The organism is Ruegeria sp. R8_1, assembly GCF_017743815.1.
GTDB classification, from domain to species: domain Bacteria; phylum Pseudomonadota; class Alphaproteobacteria; order Rhodobacterales; family Rhodobacteraceae; genus Ruegeria; species Ruegeria lacuscaerulensis_A.
Genome location: NZ_JAGHRL010000003.1, coordinates 115,751 through 139,382 on the forward strand (window position 1 = coordinate 115,751; position 23,632 = coordinate 139,382).

The 23,632-nt window shown below is 58.1% G+C and carries 26 protein-coding genes and 1 tRNA gene; 9 read left to right on the top strand and 18 right to left on the bottom strand.

Annotation, left to right across the window (positions count from 1 at the left end):
• Positions 1–225 precede the first annotated feature (225 nt).
• Positions 226–1,224: a LacI family DNA-binding transcriptional regulator gene (locus tag J7380_RS07865; RefSeq protein ID WP_209195238.1), complete on the top strand. Its 999-nt coding sequence runs from the start codon at positions 226–228 to the stop codon at positions 1,222–1,224.
• Here the strand turns inward: J7380_RS07865 and J7380_RS07870 are convergent, their stop codons facing one another.
• Positions 1,225–2,358, bottom strand: a complete 1,134-nt coding sequence (locus J7380_RS07870) for a Gfo/Idh/MocA family oxidoreductase (protein ID WP_209195239.1) — start codon at positions 2,356–2,358, stop codon at positions 1,225–1,227.
• A 36-nt stretch (positions 2,359–2,394) separates the two neighbouring features.
• Positions 2,395–3,498 (bottom strand): Gfo/Idh/MocA family oxidoreductase, encoded by a 1,104-nt coding sequence (locus J7380_RS07875; protein ID WP_209195240.1) that lies wholly within the window; start codon positions 3,496–3,498, stop codon positions 2,395–2,397.
• A 127-nt stretch (positions 3,499–3,625) separates the two neighbouring features.
• Here J7380_RS07875 and iolC point away from each other — a divergent pair, with 127 nt between their 5' ends.
• The 3 genes from iolC to J7380_RS07890 are packed head-to-tail and all read left to right on the top strand — an operon-like array spanning position 3,626 to position 6,275.
• On the top strand, positions 3,626–4,594 hold the full coding sequence (iolC, locus tag J7380_RS07880) for a 5-dehydro-2-deoxygluconokinase (RefSeq protein ID WP_209195645.1): 969 nt from the start codon (positions 3,626–3,628) through the stop codon (positions 4,592–4,594).
• 8 nt (positions 4,595–4,602) lie between these two features.
• Positions 4,603–5,439, top strand: a complete 837-nt coding sequence (locus J7380_RS07885) for a 5-deoxy-glucuronate isomerase (protein ID WP_209195241.1) — start codon at positions 4,603–4,605, stop codon at positions 5,437–5,439.
• On the top strand, positions 5,436–6,275 hold the full coding sequence (locus J7380_RS07890; RefSeq protein WP_209195242.1) for a class II fructose-bisphosphate aldolase: 840 nt from the start codon (positions 5,436–5,438) through the stop codon (positions 6,273–6,275). Before J7380_RS07885 ends, J7380_RS07890 begins: the two co-directional genes overlap by 4 nt.
• 58 nt (positions 6,276–6,333) lie before the next feature.
• Here the strand turns inward: J7380_RS07890 and J7380_RS07895 are convergent, their stop codons facing one another.
• The 9 genes from J7380_RS07895 to iolG all read right to left on the bottom strand — a co-directional run bounded on the left by J7380_RS07895 (position 6,334) and on the right by iolG (position 16,029).
• Complete coding sequence (locus tag J7380_RS07895) at positions 6,334–7,092, bottom strand: SDR family oxidoreductase (protein ID WP_209195243.1); 759 nt, start codon at positions 7,090–7,092, stop codon at positions 6,334–6,336.
• Positions 7,089–7,895 carry a 5-deoxy-glucuronate isomerase gene (gene iolB, locus J7380_RS07900; RefSeq protein ID WP_209195244.1) on the bottom strand — a complete coding sequence of 269 codons (807 nt, stop codon included), beginning with the start codon at positions 7,893–7,895 and terminating at the stop codon, positions 7,089–7,091. Before iolB ends, J7380_RS07895 begins: the two co-directional genes overlap by 4 nt.
• A gap of 48 nt (positions 7,896–7,943) precedes the next feature.
• The gene (locus tag J7380_RS07905) at positions 7,944–9,125 is read right to left on the bottom strand and encodes a phytanoyl-CoA dioxygenase family protein (RefSeq protein WP_209195245.1); all 1,182 of its coding nucleotides are present in this window, start codon (positions 9,123–9,125) and stop codon (positions 7,944–7,946) included.
• Positions 9,126–9,174: 49 nt separating this feature from the next.
• Positions 9,175–10,074, bottom strand: coding sequence for a myo-inosose-2 dehydratase (iolE, locus tag J7380_RS07910; RefSeq protein ID WP_209195246.1), 900 nt, complete (start codon positions 10,072–10,074; stop codon positions 9,175–9,177).
• Positions 10,071–11,903 carry a 3D-(3,5/4)-trihydroxycyclohexane-1,2-dione acylhydrolase (decyclizing) gene (iolD, locus tag J7380_RS07915; protein ID WP_209195247.1) on the bottom strand — a complete coding sequence of 611 codons (1,833 nt, stop codon included), beginning with the start codon at positions 11,901–11,903 and terminating at the stop codon, positions 10,071–10,073. Before iolD ends, iolE begins: the two co-directional genes overlap by 4 nt.
• 71 nt (positions 11,904–11,974) lie before the next feature.
• Positions 11,975–12,796 carry an ATP-binding cassette domain-containing protein gene (locus J7380_RS07920; RefSeq protein WP_209195248.1) on the bottom strand — a complete coding sequence of 274 codons (822 nt, stop codon included), beginning with the start codon at positions 12,794–12,796 and terminating at the stop codon, positions 11,975–11,977.
• A gap of 1 nt (position 12,797) precedes the next feature.
• Entirely contained in the window at positions 12,798–13,904 is a 1,107-nt protein-coding gene (locus J7380_RS07925) for an ABC transporter permease (protein WP_209195249.1), read from the bottom strand.
• A gap of 67 nt (positions 13,905–13,971) precedes the next feature.
• Positions 13,972–14,892, bottom strand: coding sequence for a sugar ABC transporter substrate-binding protein (locus J7380_RS07930; protein WP_209195250.1), 921 nt, complete (start codon positions 14,890–14,892; stop codon positions 13,972–13,974).
• A 123-nt stretch (positions 14,893–15,015) separates the two neighbouring features.
• Positions 15,016–16,029, bottom strand: a complete 1,014-nt coding sequence (gene iolG, locus J7380_RS07935) for an inositol 2-dehydrogenase (protein WP_209195251.1) — start codon at positions 16,027–16,029, stop codon at positions 15,016–15,018.
• Positions 16,030–16,370: 341 nt separating this feature from the next.
• On the opposite strand from iolG, the gene J7380_RS07940 reads away from it, so the two are divergent.
• Positions 16,371–16,532, top strand: a complete 162-nt coding sequence (locus J7380_RS07940) for a hypothetical protein (RefSeq protein WP_209195252.1) — start codon at positions 16,371–16,373, stop codon at positions 16,530–16,532.
• Between the two features lie 90 nt (positions 16,533–16,622).
• Here the strand turns inward: J7380_RS07940 and J7380_RS07945 are convergent.
• From J7380_RS07945 to J7380_RS07955, 3 genes are all read right to left on the bottom strand, one after another.
• Positions 16,623–16,699, bottom strand: a tRNA-Arg gene (locus J7380_RS07945).
• A 75-nt stretch (positions 16,700–16,774) separates the two neighbouring features.
• Positions 16,775–17,251, bottom strand: a complete 477-nt coding sequence (locus J7380_RS07950) for a GNAT family N-acetyltransferase (RefSeq protein WP_209195253.1) — start codon at positions 17,249–17,251, stop codon at positions 16,775–16,777.
• Complete coding sequence (locus J7380_RS07955; protein ID WP_170353429.1) at positions 17,252–17,563, bottom strand: ETC complex I subunit; 312 nt, start codon at positions 17,561–17,563, stop codon at positions 17,252–17,254.
• A 153-nt stretch (positions 17,564–17,716) separates the two neighbouring features.
• Between J7380_RS07955 and uvrB the strand changes: the two genes are divergently transcribed.
• Both uvrB and J7380_RS07965 read left to right on the top strand, forming a co-directional pair.
• The gene (gene uvrB / locus J7380_RS07960; RefSeq protein WP_209195254.1) at positions 17,717–19,903 is read left to right on the top strand and encodes an excinuclease ABC subunit UvrB; all 2,187 of its coding nucleotides are present in this window, start codon (positions 17,717–17,719) and stop codon (positions 19,901–19,903) included.
• A gap of 90 nt (positions 19,904–19,993) precedes the next feature.
• The gene (locus J7380_RS07965) at positions 19,994–20,422 is read left to right on the top strand and encodes a hypothetical protein (protein WP_209195255.1); all 429 of its coding nucleotides are present in this window, start codon (positions 19,994–19,996) and stop codon (positions 20,420–20,422) included.
• A gap of 120 nt (positions 20,423–20,542) precedes the next feature.
• On the opposite strand, the gene J7380_RS07970 is transcribed toward J7380_RS07965, so the two are convergent.
• On the bottom strand, positions 20,543–20,833 hold the full coding sequence (locus J7380_RS07970; RefSeq protein WP_170353432.1) for a hypothetical protein: 291 nt from the start codon (positions 20,831–20,833) through the stop codon (positions 20,543–20,545).
• Positions 20,834–21,056: 223 nt separating this feature from the next.
• Here J7380_RS07970 and J7380_RS07975 point away from each other — a divergent pair, with 223 nt between their 5' ends.
• Entirely contained in the window at positions 21,057–21,758 is a 702-nt protein-coding gene (locus J7380_RS07975; protein WP_209195256.1) for an ORF6N domain-containing protein, read from the top strand.
• On the opposite strand, the gene J7380_RS07980 is transcribed toward J7380_RS07975, so the two are convergent.
• A complete protein-coding gene (locus tag J7380_RS07980) occupies positions 21,755–22,108 on the bottom strand; it encodes an MmcQ/YjbR family DNA-binding protein (protein ID WP_209195257.1) in 354 nt (117 codons plus the stop codon). The genes J7380_RS07975 and J7380_RS07980 overlap by 4 nt on opposite strands.
• 7 nt (positions 22,109–22,115) lie before the next feature.
• On the bottom strand, positions 22,116–22,406 hold the full coding sequence (locus J7380_RS07985; RefSeq protein ID WP_247742460.1) for an excalibur calcium-binding domain-containing protein: 291 nt from the start codon (positions 22,404–22,406) through the stop codon (positions 22,116–22,118).
• Positions 22,407–22,671: 265 nt separating this feature from the next.
• Between J7380_RS07985 and J7380_RS07990 the strand changes: the two genes are divergently transcribed.
• Positions 22,672–23,175 carry a pyridoxamine 5'-phosphate oxidase family protein gene (locus J7380_RS07990; protein WP_209195259.1) on the top strand — a complete coding sequence of 168 codons (504 nt, stop codon included), beginning with the start codon at positions 22,672–22,674 and terminating at the stop codon, positions 23,173–23,175.
• Here the strand turns inward: J7380_RS07990 and J7380_RS07995 are convergent.
• Complete coding sequence (locus J7380_RS07995) at positions 23,160–23,567, bottom strand: universal stress protein (RefSeq protein WP_209195260.1); 408 nt, start codon at positions 23,565–23,567, stop codon at positions 23,160–23,162. The two genes, J7380_RS07990 and J7380_RS07995, sit on opposite strands and share 16 nt — an antisense overlap.
• Between the last annotated feature and the right edge of the window lie 65 nt (positions 23,568–23,632).

Genomic DNA, 23,632 nt, shown 5'->3' on the forward strand with positions numbered 1-23,632 from the left:
TCAGACCGCAACTTTTCTGTTTGATGCAGCCGAAAGTACCTTTTGTGTCGATGGTACCCGTTTCTGCTAACCATTGGGTCGACCAAGTTTTCGCATACAGGCCCAGTTTTCTTTGCTCTTGCCACAACGATGCCGTTGCAACCGATTGCAAGCGCGGTGCAATATTGCGTAGTATTTCCTCATGACCGCACCAATTTCTTCCCTAAAACCGATTAGGCCCACATCATGAGTGTCACACTGAAAGATGTCGCGGCGCTGGCCGGAGTTTCGCGGTCTGCTGTGTCGCGCACTTTTACCGAAGGTGCCTCGGTTTCAGCCAAAACCCGCGGCAAAGTCGAAAAGGCCGCTGCCGAACTAGGCTATAGCCCAAATGCTTTGGCGTCGTCACTGACCACGGGGCGGACCAAGCTGATCGGCCTGATCTCGAACAACTTTCACAACCCCATATTCCTTGAGGTGTTTGATCTGTTCACCCGCACCCTACAGGAACGCGGCCTGCGGCCCCTGATCGTCAACCTGACGGACGAGGTTCAGCCCGCAAACTCTGTCAGGATGTTGCGGCAATACTCGGTCGATGCGGCCATCGTGGCTTCTTCGACGTTGCCACCAAGTTTTGCCAAGGCGTTCCACGATGCAGGCGTTCCCGTGGTGCATACATTCGGGCGTTCTGCTACGTCGCCCGAGGTTCACGTGGTGGGGATCGACAACGTGGAATGCGGGCGCATGGCTGCACGAGAGTTGCTTGCACGAGGGTACAGACGCATCGGTTATCTGGGCGGTCCCAAAGATGCGACCTCTGCCATGGACCGCTATCGCGGCTTCATGGAAGAGGTCGAAAAACACCCCGGCCTGAACGTTTCGCATTCCTTCGCGGGTGCCTATTCGTTCGAGGCAGGTCGCGCCGAAATGCTGCGTCTGTTGGCGGATACCCCTGCCGAGGGGTATTTTTGTGGCGACGATATTTTATCAATCGGCGCATTGTCAGCCATGAGCGATCACGGGATGAAGCCAGGTCATGATATCGGAATCATCGGCCTGAACGACATGGAGATGTCGCGTTGGGAAAGCGTTGACCTCACGACAATCCACCAGCCGATCAAGCAGATCATCACGGCGTCGGTCGATCTTGTGGAAGAGATGTTGAAAGACCCCGACCGCTACCCCGAGGCCCGCATCTTTCCCTGTCGGGTGATCGAGCGGGGCACATTGCGCCCCCGCCCCTGATCAGCGAAACATCGGTGGGCGCGCGTCTGTCCAAGCCCCATCGTTTCTGGACGACGCCACCGCTGCGTGAACGGCTGCGATGGATCGGACGCCGTCGGCAGGGGTTGGCAGACCATCTCGAACCTCTCCCTGAATGGCATCAGCCAAATCGCAATAGATATTCGCCACGGCCAGAGGGAAGCCTTCGGGGTGGGCAATCGCCACGCGTGACAGGCGCTGCGCGTCGTCGTGCAACCCGCCTTCGCCTTTTTCGATGATCTGAGTGCGCCCTCCGACCGGGGTATAGACAAGCTGGTTGGGCTGCTCGGATGCCCAGCGCAAACCACCGGTTTCGCCAAAGACCTGAATATCGAATCCGTGCTGCCGCCCGATAGCCACAGAAGACGTCCACAACCGCCCCACTGCGCCACCTTCGGTTCGGAAGTTGATCATGGCGTCATCCTCAAGCTCGCGACTGGGGATGGTCGAGGCCATATCCGCCGACAGGGTTTTCACCTCATCGTCGCTGATGAAGCTTGCCATGTGCAGCGCATGGATACCGCAATCGGCGAATTGACCAGAAACGCCCGCCATCGCCGGGTCATAGCGCCAACGCACGCGGGGGTTATCCGCGTCGGTCGCGTCACCGTGGTGGCCGTGGCTGAAATTCGTCACCACCAGACGCACCTTGCCGATATCGCCCGCCCGTACCATCGCACGGGCCTGCCGCACCATCGGATAGGCGGAATAGCAATAGTTCACCGCGCAGATCCTGCCCGAGGCTTCGGCGACGCGCACGATCTCCTCGCCCTCTTCCACGGTCATGGTCATCGGCTTTTCGCACAACACGTGGAAACCGGCCTCGAGAAAGGCTTTGGCGATCTCGAAATGTGTGGCGTTCGGGGTGGCAATCGTCACCAGATCAATGCGGTCGGAGCGGTCTTTTTCACCAACCAACATTTCTTGCCAGTCGCCATAGGCACGGTCCTGCGCCACGCCCAGACGCTGCGCATACTCGCGCCCGACATCGGGGCGATGGTCCAACGCACCTGCGGTGAATTCGAACATCCCGTCGGCCAGCGCGCCCAACCGGTGTGCAGGCCCGATCTGACTGCCCTCACCACCACCAATCATGCCCCATTTCAGCTTTGCCATGATCTTAGTCTCTCTGTTGTCTTTTCGTTTGTTCGGTCAGAATTGACTGACGTCCTGCCATTGCCGCTGGTCCGAGGACGCAAGCACCGCCGCCAAAACGCGGTTCACCTCATGCCCGTCGCGGAAGGTCGGCCAGATGTTTTGGCCTGTATGGATGGCCTGCAGGAAATCCTTCGCTTCGATGATGATCTGGTCCTGATACCCGGTGCCATGGCCCGGTCCCTGACAGAAGGGCTCATAGTCCGGGTGCGCCGGACCGGTCAGGATCTTGGTGAAGCCTCGCGACGCCTCAGGCCCTTCGCGGCGGTACAGCCACAGGGCATTCTGATCCTCCTGATCAAAGCGGATCGCGCCTTTGGTGCCAGAGATCTCATAGGCGTACCCCATCTTCCGTCCCGTCGCGACGCGGCTGAAATAGAGGTTCCCCATGACACCATTTTCGAACCGGCACATCATCTGGGCGTGGTCGTCATTCGTGACCTCTCCGCCCGGTCGATGGCGGTGGACGGTCTCCACATCTGCCATCACCTGCGTGATAGGTCCGATCAGTGCCATCGCACCGTTGACCATGTGTGGGGCCAGATCACCGATGGTGCCGTTTGCCATGCCCGTCGTGCGCCAGGTCGCCGGGGCCTGAGGGTCGGCGTAGAAATCCTCGGTATGTTCCCCTCGAAACCAGGTGACGTCGCCAATCTCTCCGCTGGCAATCAACTGTCTTGCATATTGACTGGCGGGGGTCCGGATATAGTTGAACCCAACCATATTAATTGCACCGGCTGCTTCAGCGGCTACCACCATGGCGCGGCTGTCCTCCAGTGACGCGCCCAGAGGCTTTTCGCATAACACCGGCTTGCCCAGCGCAGCGGCAGCCTCGGCTATCTGGCGATGCGTAGACTGGGGAGAGGCGATCACGATTGCCTCGACCTTTGGGTCGGCGACCAAGGCGCGCCAGTCGCTGGTCGCCCGCGCGAACCCATACGCTGCGCGATACCGCTCTGCGCTCTGCGACGTAGACGCGCAGATCACCTCAAGTCGGGGTCGCAATGCTGTGTTGAACACCGCCCCCACCGCGGCCATTGCGACCGAATGAGCCTTGCCCATATAGCCGCCACCGACGATTCCAATTCCGATTTCTGGCACTTGCAACCGCTCCGAACATTGTATTTGCAACCGGTTGCAAAATGAGTATCGTGTGAATTGATTCAACGCAAGGACCAACCATCCCTGCCCACCCTATTTCGCCGGAGGACACGACGTGAGCACCCTGATGGATGGGATCAAAGGAAACCGATTTGCTGTTTTCGGGCGCGCGGGCATTGACCTGTTTGCAGATCCTGTCGGTGTCAAAAGCGAAGATGCCGGCGCCTTTGGAGCCGACTTGGGGGGATCTTCGGCCAATATCTGCGCCGGGCTGGTAAAACTTGGCAGTCAGGCATCTTTGGTCACGTCGATTTCGGATGACGCGGTGGGGCGGTTCTGCATGAACAGGCTGACCCACTACGGAGTGGACACATCTTACATCCGTGTTCTGGGGGGTGAATATCGCACCTCTCTGGCGCTGTATGAAAGCCGGACCGAGGATTTCCAGAACGTCATTTACCGGAACGGAGCGGTCGACTTTCAGGTCACCGAAGAAGACGTCGACCGAGTAGACTACACTTCATTCACAGCCGTACTGTCCGCCGGAACTGTCTTTGCGGCTGAACCCTCGCGCAGCGCCACATTCCGCGCCCTTCAAAACGCCCGCTCGGCCGGATTGCCGGTGATTTTCGACATCGACTACCGTCCTTACAGCTGGCCGTCTGCGGAAGTGGCAGCAGATGTTTTGTCACGCGCGGGCGCGGCCAGCGATCTGATTGTCGGAAACGATGAAGAATTCGGCTTCATGGCTGGCGGTATGGAAAAGGGCTTTGCTAAAGCGCAAGAACTGGCTGGGAAACCGGGGCGCGTCGTCATCTACAAAATGGGTGAAAAAGGCGCAGTGACACTGGCCAACGGACAAGAAATCGAAACCGGCATCTACCCTGTCGACGCGATCAAACCTGTGGGCGCTGGCGACAGCTTTATGGCAGGTCTGCTGGCCTCGATCGCGGCGGGGTATCCGCTGAAAGACGCGGTGATGCGCGGGTCGGCCTGTGCGTCCATTGTCGTGTCCAAACCCGGATGTTCACCAGCCATGCCAACGACGTCTGAGCTGGATGCGTTTCTGGCGTCCCATCCCGGTCCAACGACCTAGGAGGTCTCATGCATATTGCCCCATTCGACAACCAGAACAAACCCATTGTGGATACTGATGACCCTAAAGTTCCGTTGAACTATTTCAACATCGTCAAATTGAAAAAGGGCGAGGCGTTCGAATATCAGGTACCCGGATATGAAACCTGCATTGTTCCGGCAACCGGCAGCGTCGATGTCGATGTGGAAGGCGTCCCCTTCCCTGCTTTGGGAAACCGGGGCGAAGACGTTTGGGATGGCGAACCCGAAGGGGCTTATGTTCCCGTGGGTGCCAAAGCGCAAATGGTCTGCGTGTCTGAATCCGCCGAGGTCTTTGTAGCTGGCGCGAAATACGACAAGGTGCTGGATCCGTTCGACGTGCGTGAACATGACCTTGTGCAATATGGCAGCGATGACACCAAGACCCATCGCAAGATCAAACATATTCTGGGTCAGAAACAGCACGACAAGGTGGGGCGTCTGCTGGTGAGTGAGTTGTTCACCGTCGGTCAAGGTGGCTGGTCAGGGTTCCCCAGCCACAAGCACGACACCAACCGCTTGCCCGACGAAACACGCCATGACGAGACCTATAATTTCCGCTTCAAACCCAACTGGGGCTCGGGTCTGCAGATGTTGCAGCGCGAGGACAACGAACCGGGGGATGCTTATCACATCGTCGATGGCTCGACTGTTTGTATAGACACCGGGTATCACCCCTGCTGCGTCTTGCCGGGGTATGAGATGTACTACTTCACCATCCTCGGTGGCCTGACCCAGCGGTCTCTGGTGCAGTATTTCCAACCCACCCATGCCTATCAGATCGAAACGATTCCGGGCATCAAAGACATGATCGCCAAGTTCAAATGACCCTTGTTACGCTGAAAGATGTGCTGCAACCGGCTTACGCGCAGGGCTATGCCGTCGGCGGGCTGGTAGCGCTGGGCTGGGAGGACATGCGCGCCTACGTGGCCGCAGCCGAAGCCGAAAATGCGCCCGTCATCCTGCAAGCCGGACCAAGCTGTCGCGAGCATACGCCCTTACCCATTCTTGGAAAAATGTTCCGGCACCTGGCTGAAAACGCCTCGGTCCCTGTCGTGGCGCATCTGGATCACGGCTATACGTATGAGGAGTGCAAGATCGCGCTGGACAGCGGCTTTACCTCGTTGATGTTCGACGGGTCGCGCAAGCCGCTGCAGCAAAATATTGACGAGACCGCCGCCATCGCCGAGATGGCCCACGCCGCCGGGGTTTCCTGCGAGGGTGAGATCGGGTTTGTCGGCTATTCCGGCGGGGAAGGATCGAACGGCACAGACCCCGAGGAGGCCGCGCAATTTGCCCGGCAAAGCGGTGTCGATGCGATGGCGATCTCGGTCGGCAACGTCCACCTGCAACAAGACAAAGAAGGCGGATTGGACGAGGCCCGTATTGCCGAGATCGACGCATTGACCGAGGTCCCGCTGGTGATCCATGGCGGCTCGGGCGTGCCGGTGGAACAACGCGCGCGGCTGTCGCGCGACACGTCGATCTGCAAGTTCAACATCGGCACCGAACTGCGGATGGCCTTTGGGAATGCCCTACGCGCAGCAGTCAACCGCGACCCAAACCGGTTTGATCGCGTGACTATCCTGAAAGAAACGCAAGACCCGGTCGAGGCCGCCGCCCGCGCCGTGATCCGCGCTTTTGGGGCACCACCGCAGAAGTAAGACACACTCGGTCAACGGGTCGCGGCCCCCACAAGCCTGATGCCGCGAAAGCGCGGGATCAGATCGAGCCGCCCTCGACCATGAAATTCCCCGCGCTGCACATGGCCGCATCGTCCGAGGCCAGAAACACCACCATCCGCGCCACATAGACCGGGTCAATCGGGTCTGGCAAACACTGGCGGTCGACCTGTTTGGCCAGCGCCTCGGGCGTGACCCACAGGTCCTTTTGGCGCTCGGTCATGATCCAGCCGGGAACGACGGTATTGACGCGGATGCGGTGATCGCCCAATTCGCGCGCCATTGTCCGGGTCAGGCCATGTACGGCGGATTTCGCCGTGGCATAGGCCGGGAACCCTGCGCCACATTCCCACCAGGAGTTCGAACCCAGATTGATGATCGAGCCGCCGCCGGCCGCAATCATACCGGGCGCAACAGCCTGAATGGCAAAGAACATGTGGCGGATATTCGTCGCCATACGTTCATCCCAATATTCCGGCGTGACTTCGCGCCAGTCGTGGCGATCATCATGGGCCGCATTGTTGACCAGAACATGCGCCGGGCCCAGTTCCTCGGACAGTTGCTCCAGTGCGTCGCGCAGCGTGCCGACGTCGCGCAGATCGCACTGCGCGAATGCGTGCTCGCCTTCCAGCTCGGCCAGCAGTGCGTGCCCGGCATCAGCGTTGATATCCAGAAATCCGACTTTCGCGCCTTGCTGGGCAAACGCTCGGACGGTCTGCGCTCCAATACCACCGGCGCCGCCGGTAATTACAACGGTTTTGCCTTTCAAACTGGGGTAATTCGCAAAATCTTGGGTCAACTATCTCGCTCCATGATCCATTCGACCTCGGGGGCCGGAACAAACCGCCATTTGCGCAGGGGACCTGCCATGACGTTCAGGTAATACATCTCAAACCCATAGGGCGCGCCGCAAGGGTGATGGCCCCGCGGCACGGTCACGACATCGCCATCGGATACAGCCATCGTCTCGTCCAACTGGCCGTCATCGGTATACACGCGCTGAATGCCAAACCCGTTGGCGGGGTTCAGCCGGTGATAATAAGTCTCTTCCAAATAGGTGATCCGGGGATAATCATCCTCGTCATGGCGATGGCTTGGATAGGATGACCAGTTGCCGTTGGGCGTAAAGACCTCGGTCACAAGCAGGCTGTCGGCGTAGTCTTCCGCCTCCATCGCGATGTTGTTGATATGGCGCGTGTTGGTGCCCTTGCCGCGCTGCGTCAGAGTGATCCCGTCCGGCCCAATCCGGCGCGCCGAATGACCACCCTTTCCGGGGGCCGAGCACACCGCCAAAACGCAGTCGGTTTCCGCCACTGCCTGCCAATCGGTCCCGTTTGGCAGATAAAGACAATGCGGAGGGGTCTTTTCGAACACATCCATCCGGTCGCCCAGCACGCCCCAATCCTGCCCTGCCCCGGTGATCTGCGCCTTGCCTTCTACCATGACCAGGATGACCTCGCGATCACCGGTCACCTCAGAAGCTGTGTCGCCTGCGCGAAGATGGTAGAGGCCAAACCCGACATAGCGCCATCCGGCACTGGCCGGAGTGATGTCATGTACCTTTCCGCGCGTGCCGAAGGGTTTTTTCAAAAGGTCTGCCATCTCGTGTTCTCCGTGTTGGGCGGGCACGTTCGCCCGCCCGATATTGCGTTATGCTGCCTGTCGGGTTTCCAGCGCTGCAAGCGCCTGTGCCAGTTGTTCTTCTGTCCACCCTTCGGATACCGCGCTGCGCAGGACATCGGCTTGGCTGGCGGGGGCGTTCCCGCCGACCGGAGGGTCCGTATCCAGATTGGTCGGAAACGGATACCCTTCGGCAGTGGCCGCGATGGCCGCGTCCAGCTCTGGCACCGACAAATCGCCACGCTGCTTCAACGCCACCAGCGCCGGGAACGCCCTCAGCGACATGGCACGCCGATCTATGGCCTCCATCGCGCGCCCAAAGGCCGAAGAGACCTGAAGCAGGTTTGCCATTCTGTTGATATCCGCGCTGCGGTTCTCGCCCGCCGCATGAAACAGCGCCGGGTTGAAGAAAACGGCGTCGCCTTTGTCCAATGGCAACTGGATATAGTTGGCTTCGAAATGGTCGCGGTGGGCTGCATCGTGAAACGCCAGATAGCCCGGTGCATAAAGCTGCGAAAACGGCAACAGCTTGGTCGGTCCGCTTTCGACCGGCATATCGCAATGCGCAACGGCGCCCTGCAAGGTCAGAGTCGCTGTCACCAAATGCGCGTGAACGGGATACCGCGCGGCACTATCCGCGCTTTGAAACCCCAGATGATAGTCCCGATGCGCTTGCTGTGCCTTGCCGCCGGGGCGGACCTGATTGACCTGTGCGGTCATCTGATAGTTCGGCCCCAGCCACGCCTCGCACGCGGCGGCAATCGAGGTGTTGCCGAAGTAAAGCGCAAAGCCTTCGGGATCCTTCATGCATTGCTTTTGCAGCGCATTCCACACCCGGTCATTGGCCCCTGAGGCCGCGAAGTGATCGCCTTCGCCTGCCCCGCCTTCGCGCTCTTCATCGATGATCTGCTGAAACACCTCAGTGGCCCGGTCGATCACGGCGGTATCCGCATAAGCGCCTTTCAGCGCGATCACTCCGGCCGAGCTGTTCAACACCTGCCCCCATTCCGCAAGCAGAGCTTTACGCTGTGCGCCATCCTCTAGCGCAGGCCGCAGGGCATTCATGTCATAAACGGGTACGTTCTTTTCAATGCCCGCCGCATGGGGCACCGCTGACGTCTGTAGGGCCTGAGAGGTCAACACCTTGAATTCATCCAGATCACAGGATTCCCGGTCAAAATATCCGACATATCCAAGTTCTTGATTAACCATGACTTTCTCCTTTATTCATGGCTTCGGTGTTGCCCCAGGGGGCGGTGAGTTATGTAGTGATCGTAAGCCCAGCCTCCCCACAGACTTCGACAATGTGCTCGTAACCTTTCTTCGAATATTCGTAAGGTGGCGCTTTGGCGGGGTCCTGTTCGGCCTCAACCACGATCCAGCCGCTGTAATCCATCGTCTTCAGCGCGTTTGCGACGGCCTGAAAGTCGATGCAGCCATCTCCCGGCACGGTGAAGGCGCCAGCAATGACGGCATCCAAAAAGCTGCGATTGTTCTCGCGTGTATCCTGCACGACCTGCGGGCGGATATCCTTGAAATGCACATGATGCACCCGGTCGCCCCAACGGTTCAGAGTGGCCAGCACATCGCCGCCGCCAAACAGCAAATGGCCGGTGTCAAAGCACAGCTTAACCTCGGGGCCCGACCCTTCCATCAGCCAGTTCACGTCATCTTCGCTTTCGATGATCGTACCCATATGATGGTGATAGGCCATGGGCATGCCCTGATCGGCCATCCACTTGGCCAATTCGGTGATCTTGGCGGCGTAGGCCAGAACTTCATCCTTCGACAGTTTCGGGCGGTCGTTCACCGGCGTTCCGATCTGACCCTGAACGGTGTTCGAGCATTCGGCGTACACGATACAGGGGCTGTTCAGCGCCACGAATTGTTCGACCTGTTCGCGCACGGCCTCGCGTTCGGTGGAAAAGTCATTCACCAGCGACGCGCCCGAGCACCAACCACCGCAAAGCGCAATGTCATTCGCCTCAAGATAGGCGCGCAACCCTTCGGTATCGCCGGGCATCCGCTGGCCGCGTTCGACACCAGTATAGCCGATCTCACGCGACTCTTTCAGCGCCTGCTCCATGGTGTAGGCAGCGGTCAGATCCGGCAGATCATCGTTCTGCCACGCGATCGGAGAGATTCCGATTTTCACGCTCATTTCGTGTTTCTTTCCTTGATCGCCAGCTCATAAGCCGCGCGTTTTTCGTTCACTTCGGGGCGGATGCTGACCTCGGGCACCGCCACTTCCCACCACGTGCCGCCATATTCGGTCGAGGGGTAAGGATCGGTGTCGATGACAACCACATAAGGCCCCTTGATATCGGCGCGTTTGGCAAGCGCGTCCTCCAGCTCGGCAATCGAGCCGACCTTGACCGAGGTCGCGCCCATCGCAGCCGCATGGGCGGCAAAGTCGATATTGGACGGGTTCTCATGCACCGCGTGGTCCAGCAGGTTGTTGAACTCGGCCCCGCCGGTGCCCATCTGCAAACGGTTAATGCAGCCAAAACCCCGGTTGTCGGTGATCACCACGGTGAAGGACACGCCCATCATCGCGGCCGAGGCCATCTCGGAATTGGCCATCATATAGGTGCCGTCGCCGGTAAAGCAGATCACGTCGCGCTCGGGCTCGGCCATCTTGATGCCCATGGCGCCCGCGATCTCATACCCCATGCAGCTGAAGCCGTACTCCATGTGATACGCGCCAGGGCGCGGGGCTTTCCACAACTTGTGTAACTCCCCCGGCATGGTGCCAGCCGCGCACATCACCACCGTATCGTTGTGCGAGGCGCGCTGGACCGCGCCCACAACCTGCATATCCGTCGGCAGCGCGTTCCCGTCGCCGGGCGCGTCCGTCAGCTTGTCGACCTTACCATACCAATCCGCCTTGAGCGTGTCCGAAACAGGATCGGCGCGATAGCCTTGAAGGGCAGCGCCCAGTTCCTCCAAACCCACACGGGCGTCAGATTGCAACGGCATCGCGCCGTGTTTTTCAGCGTCATAGGCGTTGGTGTTCAGGCACACCATCTCGCGATCCGGGTTCGAGAACAGGCCCCATGACCCGGTGGTGAAATCCTGCAACCGCGTCCCTACTGCCAAAACCAGATCAGCTTCGGCGCAGACATCATTGGCCGGTTCACCCCCGGTCACGCCAACGGGGCCCAGGTTCAACGGATGGTCCCAGGCCAGCGCGGACTTGCCCGCCTGCGTTTCGGTGACGGGGATGTTGTGCATTTCCGCAAAGCTTTGCAATGCATCCGTCGCATCCGAATAGTGCACCCCGCCGCCTGCAATGATCACCGGCCGTTTGGCCGCCTTGAGCGCCGCCACTGCGCGGGCCAGCTCACCTTCATCCGGGCGGATGCGGCGCTGATACCAGACGCGGGGTTCAAAAAAGCTCTCGGGATAATCATAGGCCTCGGCCTGCACATCCTGACAGAAGGACAGCGTGACCGGTCCGCAATCGGCGGGGTCCGTCATGGTGCGGAAGGCGCGCGGCAGAGCGGTCAGCAGATGTTCAGGCCGAGTGATCCGGTCGAAGTAACGGCTGACCGGGCGGAAGCAGTCATTGGCGCTGACCGTGCCGTCGCTGAAGTTCTCGGGTTGTTGCAGGACCGGGTCAGGCCCGCGTGTCGCAAACACGTCGCCGGGCAACAGCAAGACCGGCAGGCGGTTCACATAGGCCAACGCCGCCGCCGTCACCATATTCGTGGCCCCCGGCCCAATCGAGGACGTCACTGCCATCGTCTGCGTCCGGCGCTTTTGCTTGGCATAGGCAATCGCGCAATGGGCCATGGTCTGCTCGTTATGGCCGCGATAGGTAGGCAGGCTGTCTTTCACTGCATGCAGCGCCTCGCCCAGCCCGGCCACATTCCCATGGCCAAAGATGGCCCAGACGCCTGCGATAAACGGCTCTCCGGCCTCGTTCATCTGCGCACCCAGATAGCGCACCAAAGCTTGCGCTGCGGTCAATCGGACTGTGTTGCCCATTGTGATCCCTTTTCAACACAAGGCCATCCCGGCCATTCCTGCAATTTCGATAAGTCCTGACGGGCTGGGCGTTACACCGTTCCGCCCAAGGAGCCTTCGAGTTCGGCCATTTCCTGACCGCCCGCCATCAGATCCTGCAACTCTTCGGGCGTGATCTCGCCCCGTCGCGCCGTTCCCAATGTCTTGCCGCGATTGAGCACGGTAAACCGGTCACCCACGGCCAGCGCGTGCCGCACGTTGTGGCTGATGAATACAACACCCACGCCCTGACTGCGCACCCGGTCAATCGTTGCCAGCACGTTCGAGGTCTGGCGAACACCCAAGGCCGATGTAGGTTCGTCCAGGATCAGAATCTTCGCCCCGAAATAGACAGCCCGCGCAATCGCAACGGTCTGACGTTCACCGCCGGACAAGGTGCCCACAGCCTGATCAGGACCGCGCAGGTTGATGCCCATTTTGCGCATCTCTTCCATGCAAACGTCGTTCGCCTGCTCGACATCAAACCGCTTGAGCAAACCTTTCCCCTTGGTCGGCTCGCGCCCCATGAAGAAATTGCGGGTCACGCTCATCAACGGGATCATCGCCAGATCCTGAAAGACGGTTGCGATCCCTGCTTCCATCGCATCGCGGGGCGTGTCGAAATGCAGTGGTTTGCCTTCGAAATAGATCTCGCCCTTGGTCGGTTTGTGAACGCCGGACATAGTCTTGATGAAAGTCGATTTGCCGGCTCCGTTGTCGCCCAACAGACAGTGGCATTCGCCCGGCTTCACATCAAAGCTGACGCCGGCCAGCGCGATGATATTGCCGAAATGCTTTTCGATATCCTTCATCTCGACAATGGGTGCACTGTCGGTTGCGGAATCTCCGTGGTGGAACTTGGTATCTTCGGTCATATCAACGCTCTCCTGTCACGCGTTTACGGATCGCGTTGTTGAACAGAACGGCGATCAGCAACATCGCACCCAGGAAGACCTGAAACCAGTCCTGATCGAAATCGGTGTAGGTCAGGCCGATGACAACCATGCCAAAGATGATCGCACCAAAGAATGCGCCGATGGCGGAACCGTAACCGCCCGTCAGAAGACAACCGCCAATCACCGCAGCGATAATTGCCTCGAACTCTTTCTGGAACCCCCGACGCGCATCGGTCGAACCCGCATCCATCACCGTAATGATCGCGACCAGTGCGGCACAACAAGCCGTCAGCATGAACAGAGAAACCTTGACGCGGTTCACTGGAACACCCGAATTCGACGCAGCGGTTTTGTCTCCGCCCGACGCAAAAATCCAATTCCCGGCCGGTGTACGTAGCAACACATAGGTCGCGGCCACAGCCAGCACAATGAACCACAAAATCTCGACCGGAATACCGGGCACCTTGGGCGCGCCGCTTTTGAACGTATCGATCATACCGTTGGCCGCCAGCCACGAGAACAGGCCAGCGAACGCCTCGCCCGAGAAAAACGGAGCAAGCCAGTCATTTTCAGTCGCATCCCGGACGCCACGCAGCTGCGTCGACCCACCGGTCGCCATTTTCAATCCGACCAGCGACAAGCCCCTTAGAATGAACAAAAATGCGAGCGTCACGATGAATGAGGGCAGCCCCGAGCGGATCACGATATTGCCGTTGATCGCGCCGACGAATGCCGCAAACACAAAGGTCATCGGGATGGCAAACATCAGCGGCAGCTGCCACGTAACCACACAGACACCAAAGAACAGACCGGCAAACGCCACCATCGAACCAATCGACAGGTCGAATTCTCCCCCGATCATCAGCAGGGCGGCCCCAATCGCCAGGATGCCAAGCTGTGCCGCAGGGGTCATGAAATTCATCACTCCGGCCAGGGTAAACATGGACGCGTCGGCGGTGAGGCCAAAGAAGATGACCACCAATACGACACCGGCCATCGCACCCAATTCTGGTCTTTTCATCAATTTTGTCAGGAACGGTTCTTTTTTCACCCGTTCGTCTGCGGCAACTGGCGCTGTCTCGCTCATGGTTCCCTCCCACTTCGATTGAAACGGCGCAGCACGGCGCCGTTTCGGTTTTCACTGTCCCTTTGGTTTAGCGAATGCCCTGCGACGACAAGTCGATGACCTGTGCGGCTTTTTCCGTTGTCACAAGGTTCGGGCCTGACGGAACATTGCCACCCGGCATCAGGCCATACTTGGCGTGAAGCCCCATGAAGTTCACTGCCAGATACCCCTGCAGATACTGCTGCTGGTCGATGGCAAACGCAGCATCGCCATCCGCAATCGACTGCAAGAAGTTTGCCGACAGGTCGAACGACGCCACGTTCACGTCGCGTCCCGACGCCTTGACCGCCGCAACTGTCGGCTCACCAGCCGAGCTGGCACCCAGCGCCATGATTGTGTCGACATCTTCGTTCGCGGCCAGTGCAGCAGATACTTTGGATTCGATCTCGGACGGATCGTTCGAGGTCGGCAGTACTTCTACACTACCCGCAAACCCTTCGGCAAAACCCGCACAGCGTAGGTCAAGTGCGACGTTGCCAACCTCGTGGTTGACGCAAATTGCATTGTTGCCTCCCATCGAGGCTAGCTTTTCGCCCGCTGCCTTACCCGCATCGAATTCATCCTGGCCTACGTGCAACAAGGCACCAAGCTCTTTGGACACATCGGAACCCGAGTTGATCGAGATCACCGGGATACCCGCCGCGACGGCCCGCTCGATTGACGGCCCCAGCGCATCCGCATCGGGGATCGAGACGATCAGCCCGTCAGGCTCTTGGTTCACAGCGGCGTCGATCAACTGCGACATGGCCACCATGTCAAAGGTCTCAGGTGCGCGATATTCGACGTTGACACCGACATCCTTGCCTGCCTGCTCGACCCCGTTTTTCACAACGTTCCAGAACGCATCATTCGCCTGCCCGTGGGACACGACCACGATTTCCTGCGCAAATGCAGGCGTGGCCAGTGCCAACGCACCTGCGGCTACTACGCCTTTAACGAACTTATTCATTTGGTTTCCTCCCATTAGAACAGTTTGTCTTTTTGTCGGGGCGTCAGCCCCAATCATTCGGACGGACCGAATCTCCTGTGCTCCGGAAACACGCGGAGCTTTCCCCAGTTTCCGGAATTCGATTCATTTTGCAACCGGTTTCAAAACATCAGCCAAAGCCACTGCCAGACCAGATCGCAGTGATCGGGTCGCCGCCTCGGCCATGGCTAGGGCGGCCACTCCGTCTGCGAGAGTGACCGGCATAGGTGAGGAGTGTTGCGCTGCCCTCACAAACGCATCCCATTCGGCGCGGTACGCTGGCATATAACGCTCAAGGAAAAAATACGTTGGCTTGGCACCTGTGACGCCTTGAGCCGTGGATTTCACCACAGCGTTTTCCAATACGTTGTTGGCTTGCAGCAATCCGCCGGACCCCAACAACTCGATCCGCTGATCATAACCATAGACCGCACGCCGTGAATTCTTGATAACGGCGATCTGACCGCTGCTGTAAGTCATTGTTACAACAGCCGTATCCACGTCATCTGCTTGTCCGATTTCGGGATCGACGATCGCACTGCCAACGGCAGAGATCTGTTCCGGCAACTGACCCATCAAATAGTTCGCCATATCGAAATCGTGTATCATCATGTCGCGGAACAGGCCGCCAGACACTTTGACATAGCTGATCGGAGGAGGCGCCGGATCGAAGCTAGTAATAGATAGCATCTCGGGTTTTCCGATCTCCCCCTGATCAGCCGCAGCTTTAAGGGCCGAAAAGCTGGGATCGAACCGACGATTAAACCCGATCATCACAGGTTGAGCTGTCTCAGCAACCGCCATTTGACAGGCTTGAGCACGCTCTAGGTCCAAATCCACGGGCTTTTCGCACAGAACAGCCTTTCCCGCGCTGGTTGCGGCTTGGATCAAATCGGAATGCGTGTCGGTTGGCGTAGCAATGAGGACCGCATCTATCGAGGAATCAGCGATAATTTCTTCAGAACTGGCCGCTTTGGCACCGTATTGGGACGCCAGAGTATCCGCCGCCTCGGTCACTGCGTCAGAAATTGCCACCAACTCGGACTGGGGATGCCCGGCGATTGCATCTGCATGCACACGCCCGATACGTCCTGCTCCCAGTAATCCGATCTTTAGCATGGGGGCCTCCCGAATCCTCTTCTCAGCGCAACAATGTTCATTTTTGCAACCGGTTGCAATGTTTTTTCTCACGGTCGGGGCATCCGTATTGCAAGTCACAAGCTCTACTCAGACTCGATTGCAGATCGAAGATCGAATGATACCTTCACGATTTCAAACGTTTCAAAGTTAGAGACCTTTTTGAAACCTGGGTGATTCTGGTGGCGCACATTCGCGCTCCCAAAATACATGGGTGGTGTAAGGGTTTAATTTTCAGACACTTACGTGTCACTCACTTGAGGCGAAGAATTTTCACAAATTTTATGTCATAATGACCCATTGTTTTGTGGGGTGCTGTCAAAATGTTTGATTATGAAATTACGTCGAAATTCAGTTTGGGCGGGTTCAATTTCGGAGAATTCGGCGTATCAACCTGGATCGGTCAAATCGTCGGGAACCCGGTTTTCCTGATCATCACAGTGGTTGGATTGTATTTTCTGGCACGGCTGGTTTTCGCCAAATAGGCAAAACCATCGCGACAATGTTGCTAACTCCCCTTGGCTGGTCGCCAAGGGCTCGGTCTTTTTTAATCAAAACTCAGCCGTCAGATGAAATGGCGCCCACGGGAGGACTCGAACCCCCAACAGCCCGATTAGAAGTCGGATATTCTATCCAGTTGAATTACGTGGGCGCAAGTTCGCTTTTATTGGACAACGCCAACCGATAAGTCAACGCGGTAATTGCGACCCTGTCGCGCGGCCGAGTTTCAAGCCTTTGGGTTAAGGTCCAATCGCATGAACGCGCTATTTGGGTCTGCCTCATATCCGTAAATCGGTCCGCAATATGCGTAGCCCAGAGCTTCATAGAGCTTACGTGCGGCGTTATATTCCATAAGATGCGCCGCTCCGGTTTCAAGAACCAATGCCGAAACGCCCTCGGCCCGCGCCAAAGTTTCCAAGTGGTTCATTATCTCGCGCGCCAGCCCTTTCCCCCGTTCAGATGAAAGAACATGTACGGACTTCACCTCGGCGGTGCCGTCCGGCAATGTTTTCAGCGCGCCACAACCGACAGGCCTGCTGTCGTTGTACGCAGCCCAAAACCGCATGTCCGGCCCGGCTAGCCCCTGCGCATCCATAGTATGATTGCTTTCAGCCGGTCCTGCCGTTTCGCTATGTGCAAAGTGAGCCTGCACCAGTTGCCGCACACCATCCGACGTGGGATCAGCCAGGCGAATGTGGATCATTCAGTGCGTCCAGGGCGCGCGTCGGTCGGTGGCGAAATTCTCACCATATCCACGGGCGCGCAAATTTGGTTTGCGCTTATGCGGCTCGCTGACAATGGCTTCGATACCGTTGTCTTTGGCGTAGTCCAGCGCCTCTTCCTTGGTATCGAATTTCAGGCGCACCTGTGTCTGCGTATCGGACGACGACGTCCAACCCATCAGCGGATCAACCTCGCGCGAAGACGCAGGGGCATATTCCAGAACCCACTTGCGGGTCTTGGCCATTCCCGAAGTCATGGCATTCCTTGCAGGTTGGTAAATCCGTGCGCGCATGTCGCCTCTCCGTACTCGCTTGGCTAGGGGTGTTTATGCGTCAGACGCGCCGCCCGGACAAGCCCGCAATTGTCGCAATTGAAGCGATTGGAAATGCCCCCTTGAACAAGAACAAAAACAGACCAAAATCAGGCCCGAAAGGAATCCCCCCTTATGGCCTATGCACATTCCGACAAGACGCAGCTGACCTCAGAAGATGTCCGCGCCCGCCTGAAGCTTGAGGGCGGCAAGGCGTTTGTCATGCACACTGATTTTGCGCCCGCAGGGGACCAGCCCACCGCCATCACGGAGCTGGCGAGCGGCGTTCGCGATGGCGAGCGCGATCAGGTTCTGCTGGGCGCGACGGGCACGGGCAAGACCTTCACTATGGCCAAGGTGATCGAGGAAACCCAGCGCCCCGCTATCATCCTTGCCCCCAACAAGACGCTGGCCGCGCAGCTGTATGGTGAGTTCAAAGGCTTCTTCCCCGAAAACTCGGTCGAGTATTTCGTGTCCTACTATGACTATTACCAGCCCGAGGCCTATGTGCCGCGCAGCGACACCTACATAGAAAAAGAATCTCAGATCAACGAACAGATCGACCGGATGCGCCACTCGGCCACGCGGGCGCTGTTGGAACGCGATGACGTGATCATCGTCGCCTCGGTGTCGTGCATCTACGGTATTGGCTCGGTCGAGACCTACGGGGCGATGACGCAGGATTTGAAGGTGGGCCACGACTACGACCAGCGGCAGGTGATGGCCGATCTGGTCGCCCAGCAATACCGCCGCAACGATCAGGCGTTTCAGCGCGGGTCGTTCCGTGTGCGCGGCGATTCCTTGGAAATCTGGCCCGCTCACCTTGAAGACCGCGCCTGGAAGCTGTCCTTTTTTGGCGAGGAACTGGAACAGATCACCGAATTCGACCCGCTGACCGGCGAACGCACGGCCACGATGGAGCAGGTGCGGGTCTACGCCAATTCCCACTACGTGACGCCGAAACCGACGATGCAGCAGGCAATCATCGGGATCAAAAAGGAACTCCGCACCCGGTTGGATCAACTGGTTGGCGAGGGCAAACTGCTGGAAGCCCAGCGCCTGGAACAGCGCACCAATTTCGATCTGGAAATGCTGGAGGCCACCGGCGTCTGCAACGGGATCGAGAACTACTCTCGCTATCTGACGGGCCGCGCGCCGGGCGAGCCGCCCCCGACACTGTTCGAGTTCATCCCCGACAACGCCATCGTCTTCGCTGATGAATCCCACGTCAGCGTCCCGCAGATCGGCGGCATGTACCGGGGCGACTATCGCCGTAAATTCACGCTGGCCGAACATGGGTTCCGCCTCCCGTCCTGCATGGACAACCGCCCGCTGAAGTTCGAGGAATGGGACGCCATGCGCCCGCAATCCGTCTTTGTCTCGGCCACCCCTGCCAAGTGGGAGATCGAACAGACCGGCGGCGTCTTCACTGAACAGGTGATCCGCCCCACCGGCCTGCTGGACCCCGAGGTTGAAATCCGCCCCGTCTCGATGCAGGTGGACGACCTGCTGGACGAGGTGCGCAAGGTCGCAGCCGATGGATATCGCACGCTGGTCACGACACTGACCAAACGCATGGCCGAAGACCTGACCGAATACATGCACGAACAGGGCATCAAGGTGCGCTACATGCACTCGGATATCGACACGATCGAGCGGATCGAAATCCTGCGCGACCTGCGGTTGGGGGCCTTCGACGTGCTGGTCGGCATCAACCTGCTGCGCGAAGGTTTGGACATCCCCGAATGCGGGCTGGTCGCCATTCTGGACGCGGACAAAGAAGGGTTCCTGCGGTCCGAGACCTCTCTGGTTCAGACCATCGGCCGCGCCGCGCGCAACGCCGAGGGCCGGGTGATCATGTATGCGGACAAGATCACCGGCTCCATGGAGCGCGCGCTGAATGAGACCAACCGCCGCCGCGCCAAACAGATCGCCTATAACGAGGAACACGGCATCACGCCCGAGACGGTGAAGAAAAACGTCGAGGACGTTCTGGCCGGGCTCTATGAGGGCGACGTCGACATGAACCGCGTCACCGCCACCATCGACAAACCGATGCACGGCGCGAACCTTGAGGCGCATCTGGACGGGTTGCGCGAACAAATGCGCAAAGCCGCCGAGAACCTTGAGTTCGAAGAGGCCGCCAACATCCGGGATGAGATCAAACGTCTGGAAGCGGTCGATCTGGCCGTCGCCGACGACCCCATGGCGCGGCAATGGGCGGTCGAGAAGGCCTCGGAAGACGCAGTAAAAGCGCGCGGACGGTCAACGGCTGGCAGGCCGGGGCAGCGGGGCGGGAATGTGAAGCGGAGGAAACGGTAGACCGTTAAAGACGTAATTCAAAGATGCCGCGCATGGCGAAATTTGATTCTGTCACCTTGCCCAACTGCGTTCTGTAGCTAGGTTCAGGTTATGCGAGCCGTTTTGTTATTAATGATCCTCAGCACCCCTGCCTACGCGTGGGATGTAACCGTTGATGAAATTTGCACCCTGTCGCACGAGACCGACGCGGCGAAAATATTCCTTACCTACGAGCCGTCCAAACCGCTTTATACAATCACCGTGACCCAAGCGAACTCTGATTGGACACAGACTCCGTGGTTCGCAATGCGCTTCGAAGGATCGTCCCCGATCGAAATTGCCACATCCCGCCATGTTCTTTCCGATGACGCAAAGTCATTGACGGTTACAAATACGGGTTTCGGAAACGTGCTTGATGGGTTGGAGTACAACCAAATAGCCTACGCATTCACGCAGGATCATGTGGCCACATTCTCGCTGGACGGCGCTGCTGACCCGGTGCGGATTTTCCGCGAATGTGCTGGGGCTCAACTGTCATAAACCATCTGGAATATGACTATTCCTGATTTTTGCCTCAGCGCGTTTCCACGGTATTTAGTTTGATTGCATAAGTCTCGAGCACCTATACCCCGCGCGAGTGTTTCTCGCGCGGGTCCGTGCTCACCCCTTATCCCAATGGGCAATCACATCATACCCAACTGGTGAGGGAGGGCCTTCCATAAATTCAGCGAAATGCCCCCAGAGCTCGGCCACTTTCGAGGCGTTCGCGTTCGATGTTTCCTCACTCTCGACCACCGAGATCACATAGCCTGAACCGTCTTCATTCATGACATTGGTAAAGCTGTGCATGCCGGGCATGCCCATAATTTCGGATTTCAGTGCATTCATCTTCTCAGTTGCGGCGTCACGGGTGCCGGGCTTCATTTTAAATTGAGTAATTCGCGCAAACATCATTTTCCTCCCTCATGGGACGAGATTGCGCTTTGCTGGGTTTATGCAACCTCGCCAAGAACATATTAACACGCCGCTAAATAATCTCATATTGAGAGTTTGTTATTCGAGGTAATTTCAACTTTAAGCCTCAGCAATTTGCGACGGCTGACACTTCACAGTTGCAGCCCAGCGCTCTCTGCTTCACGTTTGAAATCACAAATTGTGATTCCAAACGGTTGCCATGACGAACACCCTGCCCAGCACGCATGAGGTCCAAAGCGCCATTCACCGCGTGCGTGGCACCCGCGTGGTGCTGGCCGAGGATCTGGCACAGTTCTACGGAAAATCCGTCAGCGCCTTCAATCAGGCCGTGTCGCGCAACAAGGACCTGTTCGAGGGCTACCGCTTTCAGCTGACCGATGCCGAGGTCGCCGATTTGCAATCACAAAACGTGATTTCAAAGCCCAAAGGGCGCGGCGGGCGGCGGGTCAACCCTTGGGTCTATACGGATTACGGCGTGGCCATCGCCTCGGCCCTGTTCAAAGACCCGCGCGCGGTCCGGATCACGCGGATGATCACCGAAGCCTTTGTGGACGGGGCCAATGCGCTAGCCGAAACCCCGCGCAGCGCGCCGGAAATCCTGCCGCCCGAGGATGCACCCGCCACGCTGCTGCCCAATGGTGAGCAGTTGCGCGATCTGGCCGAAAACATCCTCGATTCCGGGCAGCAGAGCCTTGTGGATTACATCGCCAACCCAACCACCAAACGCCAGCAGGCCGTAGCGGCGATCATGAAAACCCTGGCTGAGACAGCCGGAGAAGAGGTGCGCACCCAACAGGAGCGCCTGCGCCTGCGCATTGCCGAGCGTCTGGCTACCGGTGACTATGCCGATAATGATGACCGCAAACAGTTGCTGGAATTGCTGCAGGCGATGAAGGGTTAAACCCCCAGCTCTGCTCGCAACTTTTTGGTTAGCTTCGCAACAACCAGATCATAAGAGGTCACGATATGTTCGCGCAGCGACGCATCACTCATCCCGCGTTCCTCGTGTACCTGCAGCCATTTCATCCCGCGCGAAGCCAGATAGGGCGCTGGGCGTATACCGGGCTCGTCGCTCAGAACCTCAAAGGCGAGATCGGTGGCTTTGAAGGTGAAAGCATCCTGGCCATTGTTCCAGCCGCAGATCGCAAACACCTTACCACCCACTTTCCAAACATCCGCATCACCCCATTGCACCACATGGGTGGTCGCTTTGAGAGTGTCGCAGAAACTGTTGAACTCGTCGCGGGTCATGCAGGGATCAGGGGCGCAGGAATTTGGCGTTACCGACGCGCTCCGAGCTCTGCTGGGGCCTTGCCAGTGCGTCTTGTTGGACAAAATCACACGCCACGCCATCCGTATTCGGGTCGTTGCGCGGGTGATAGCCGGGCTGACCTTCGAAATAGGGACCTGGCAAAACCGTCTGAGCCGCGTTGCACCCGCCTATTAGCGCCACCAGATGCAAGACGGCCTCTTCCTGATCAAAATCTGACGTACGTAGGTACACGCTCAACGCAATCGCCGCGGTCGTGATCGGAAGCATCAGGATCATCAGTGTGATCCGAAGCGGAGACAGTGCTCTGTTACGCGTAACATCCGCACGCCGCTGGCGCTCGGGGCAAGTCGGGTCGGTAAAGACCGGACGCAGGGAGGAATCTCGGATCGACATATGTGAGTAGTATACACGGTTTAAAGCGATTTCGAGCACCCTGTTTCCGCACACGCCTTATTAAGTTTTGGTGATCAGGACTGTGGTTGCCTCTGATTTCTGCGGCTAGGGTAATCTGGACCACAACACGCATGGTATGTTGATTGAAATGGCAGAAACCAATCCTTTTAGAACCGTAGACGACGACGCGCGAAAACTGGCACGTGATCTTGTCGCCTCGGCAACTTTTGGCGCATTGGCTGTGAGCCGACCAGGAAATGGGTTTCCGTCCGTCTCTCGGATTGCGCTGGCCGTGGGGCCGAATGGATTGCCCATCACGCTGATTTCCGACTTGGCCGACCATACGCACGCCCTGAATGCAAATCCGAACTGCGCCATTTTACTTGGTGAACCGGGTGAAACCGGAGATCCGTTAACCCATCCACGGCTAACACTGCATGCCAAAGCAGAATTCGTTGCGCGCAGTACGTCTGAGTACGTTGATCTGCGCAACCATTACCTAAATCAGCGTCCGAAAGCCAAGTTGTATGTCGACTTTACGGATTTCAGGTTCGTCCGCTTTGAAGTCACCGATGGGCTTTTGAATGGCGGGTTCGGCAAGGCATGGCGCCTTGCCCCCGTAGATTTCTTGCCCAGTCAGCGCACAACGTGAACCGCGCAAGCGGCGTGCCGGACAACGTGGTTCGCCGTAGAGCCTAACAACAAGTCCTGCATCCCCGGACGGTGCGACGCCATTATGATAAGATCAGGTTTATGCTCTGCCGCCCAGTCCAGAATGCTACGGCCCGAGTGCCCTTCTATCACAATACCCTTTGCGTTGGGCAATTTGGCTGCAAGGCCGTCTAACTCTGTTTTAAGTGCGTTACGCGCCTCGCTCAGGTATTCGGGTGGCATGTATGAGATGGCATAATTGGGGATATGCTCGACCACATGAAGCAGCGTGACCTGAGCATCTGGCGTTGCCAAAACCTCTGCCAGTTTCAAAGGGCCGGAAATATCCCGTTCTGCATCAAAGGAAATCGGGACCAAAATATTGTGATACATGACGCGCACCTCCGTTTCATTCATCGGAAATTTGCACCAATACCAAGGGGTCGGCTTTGATTTAG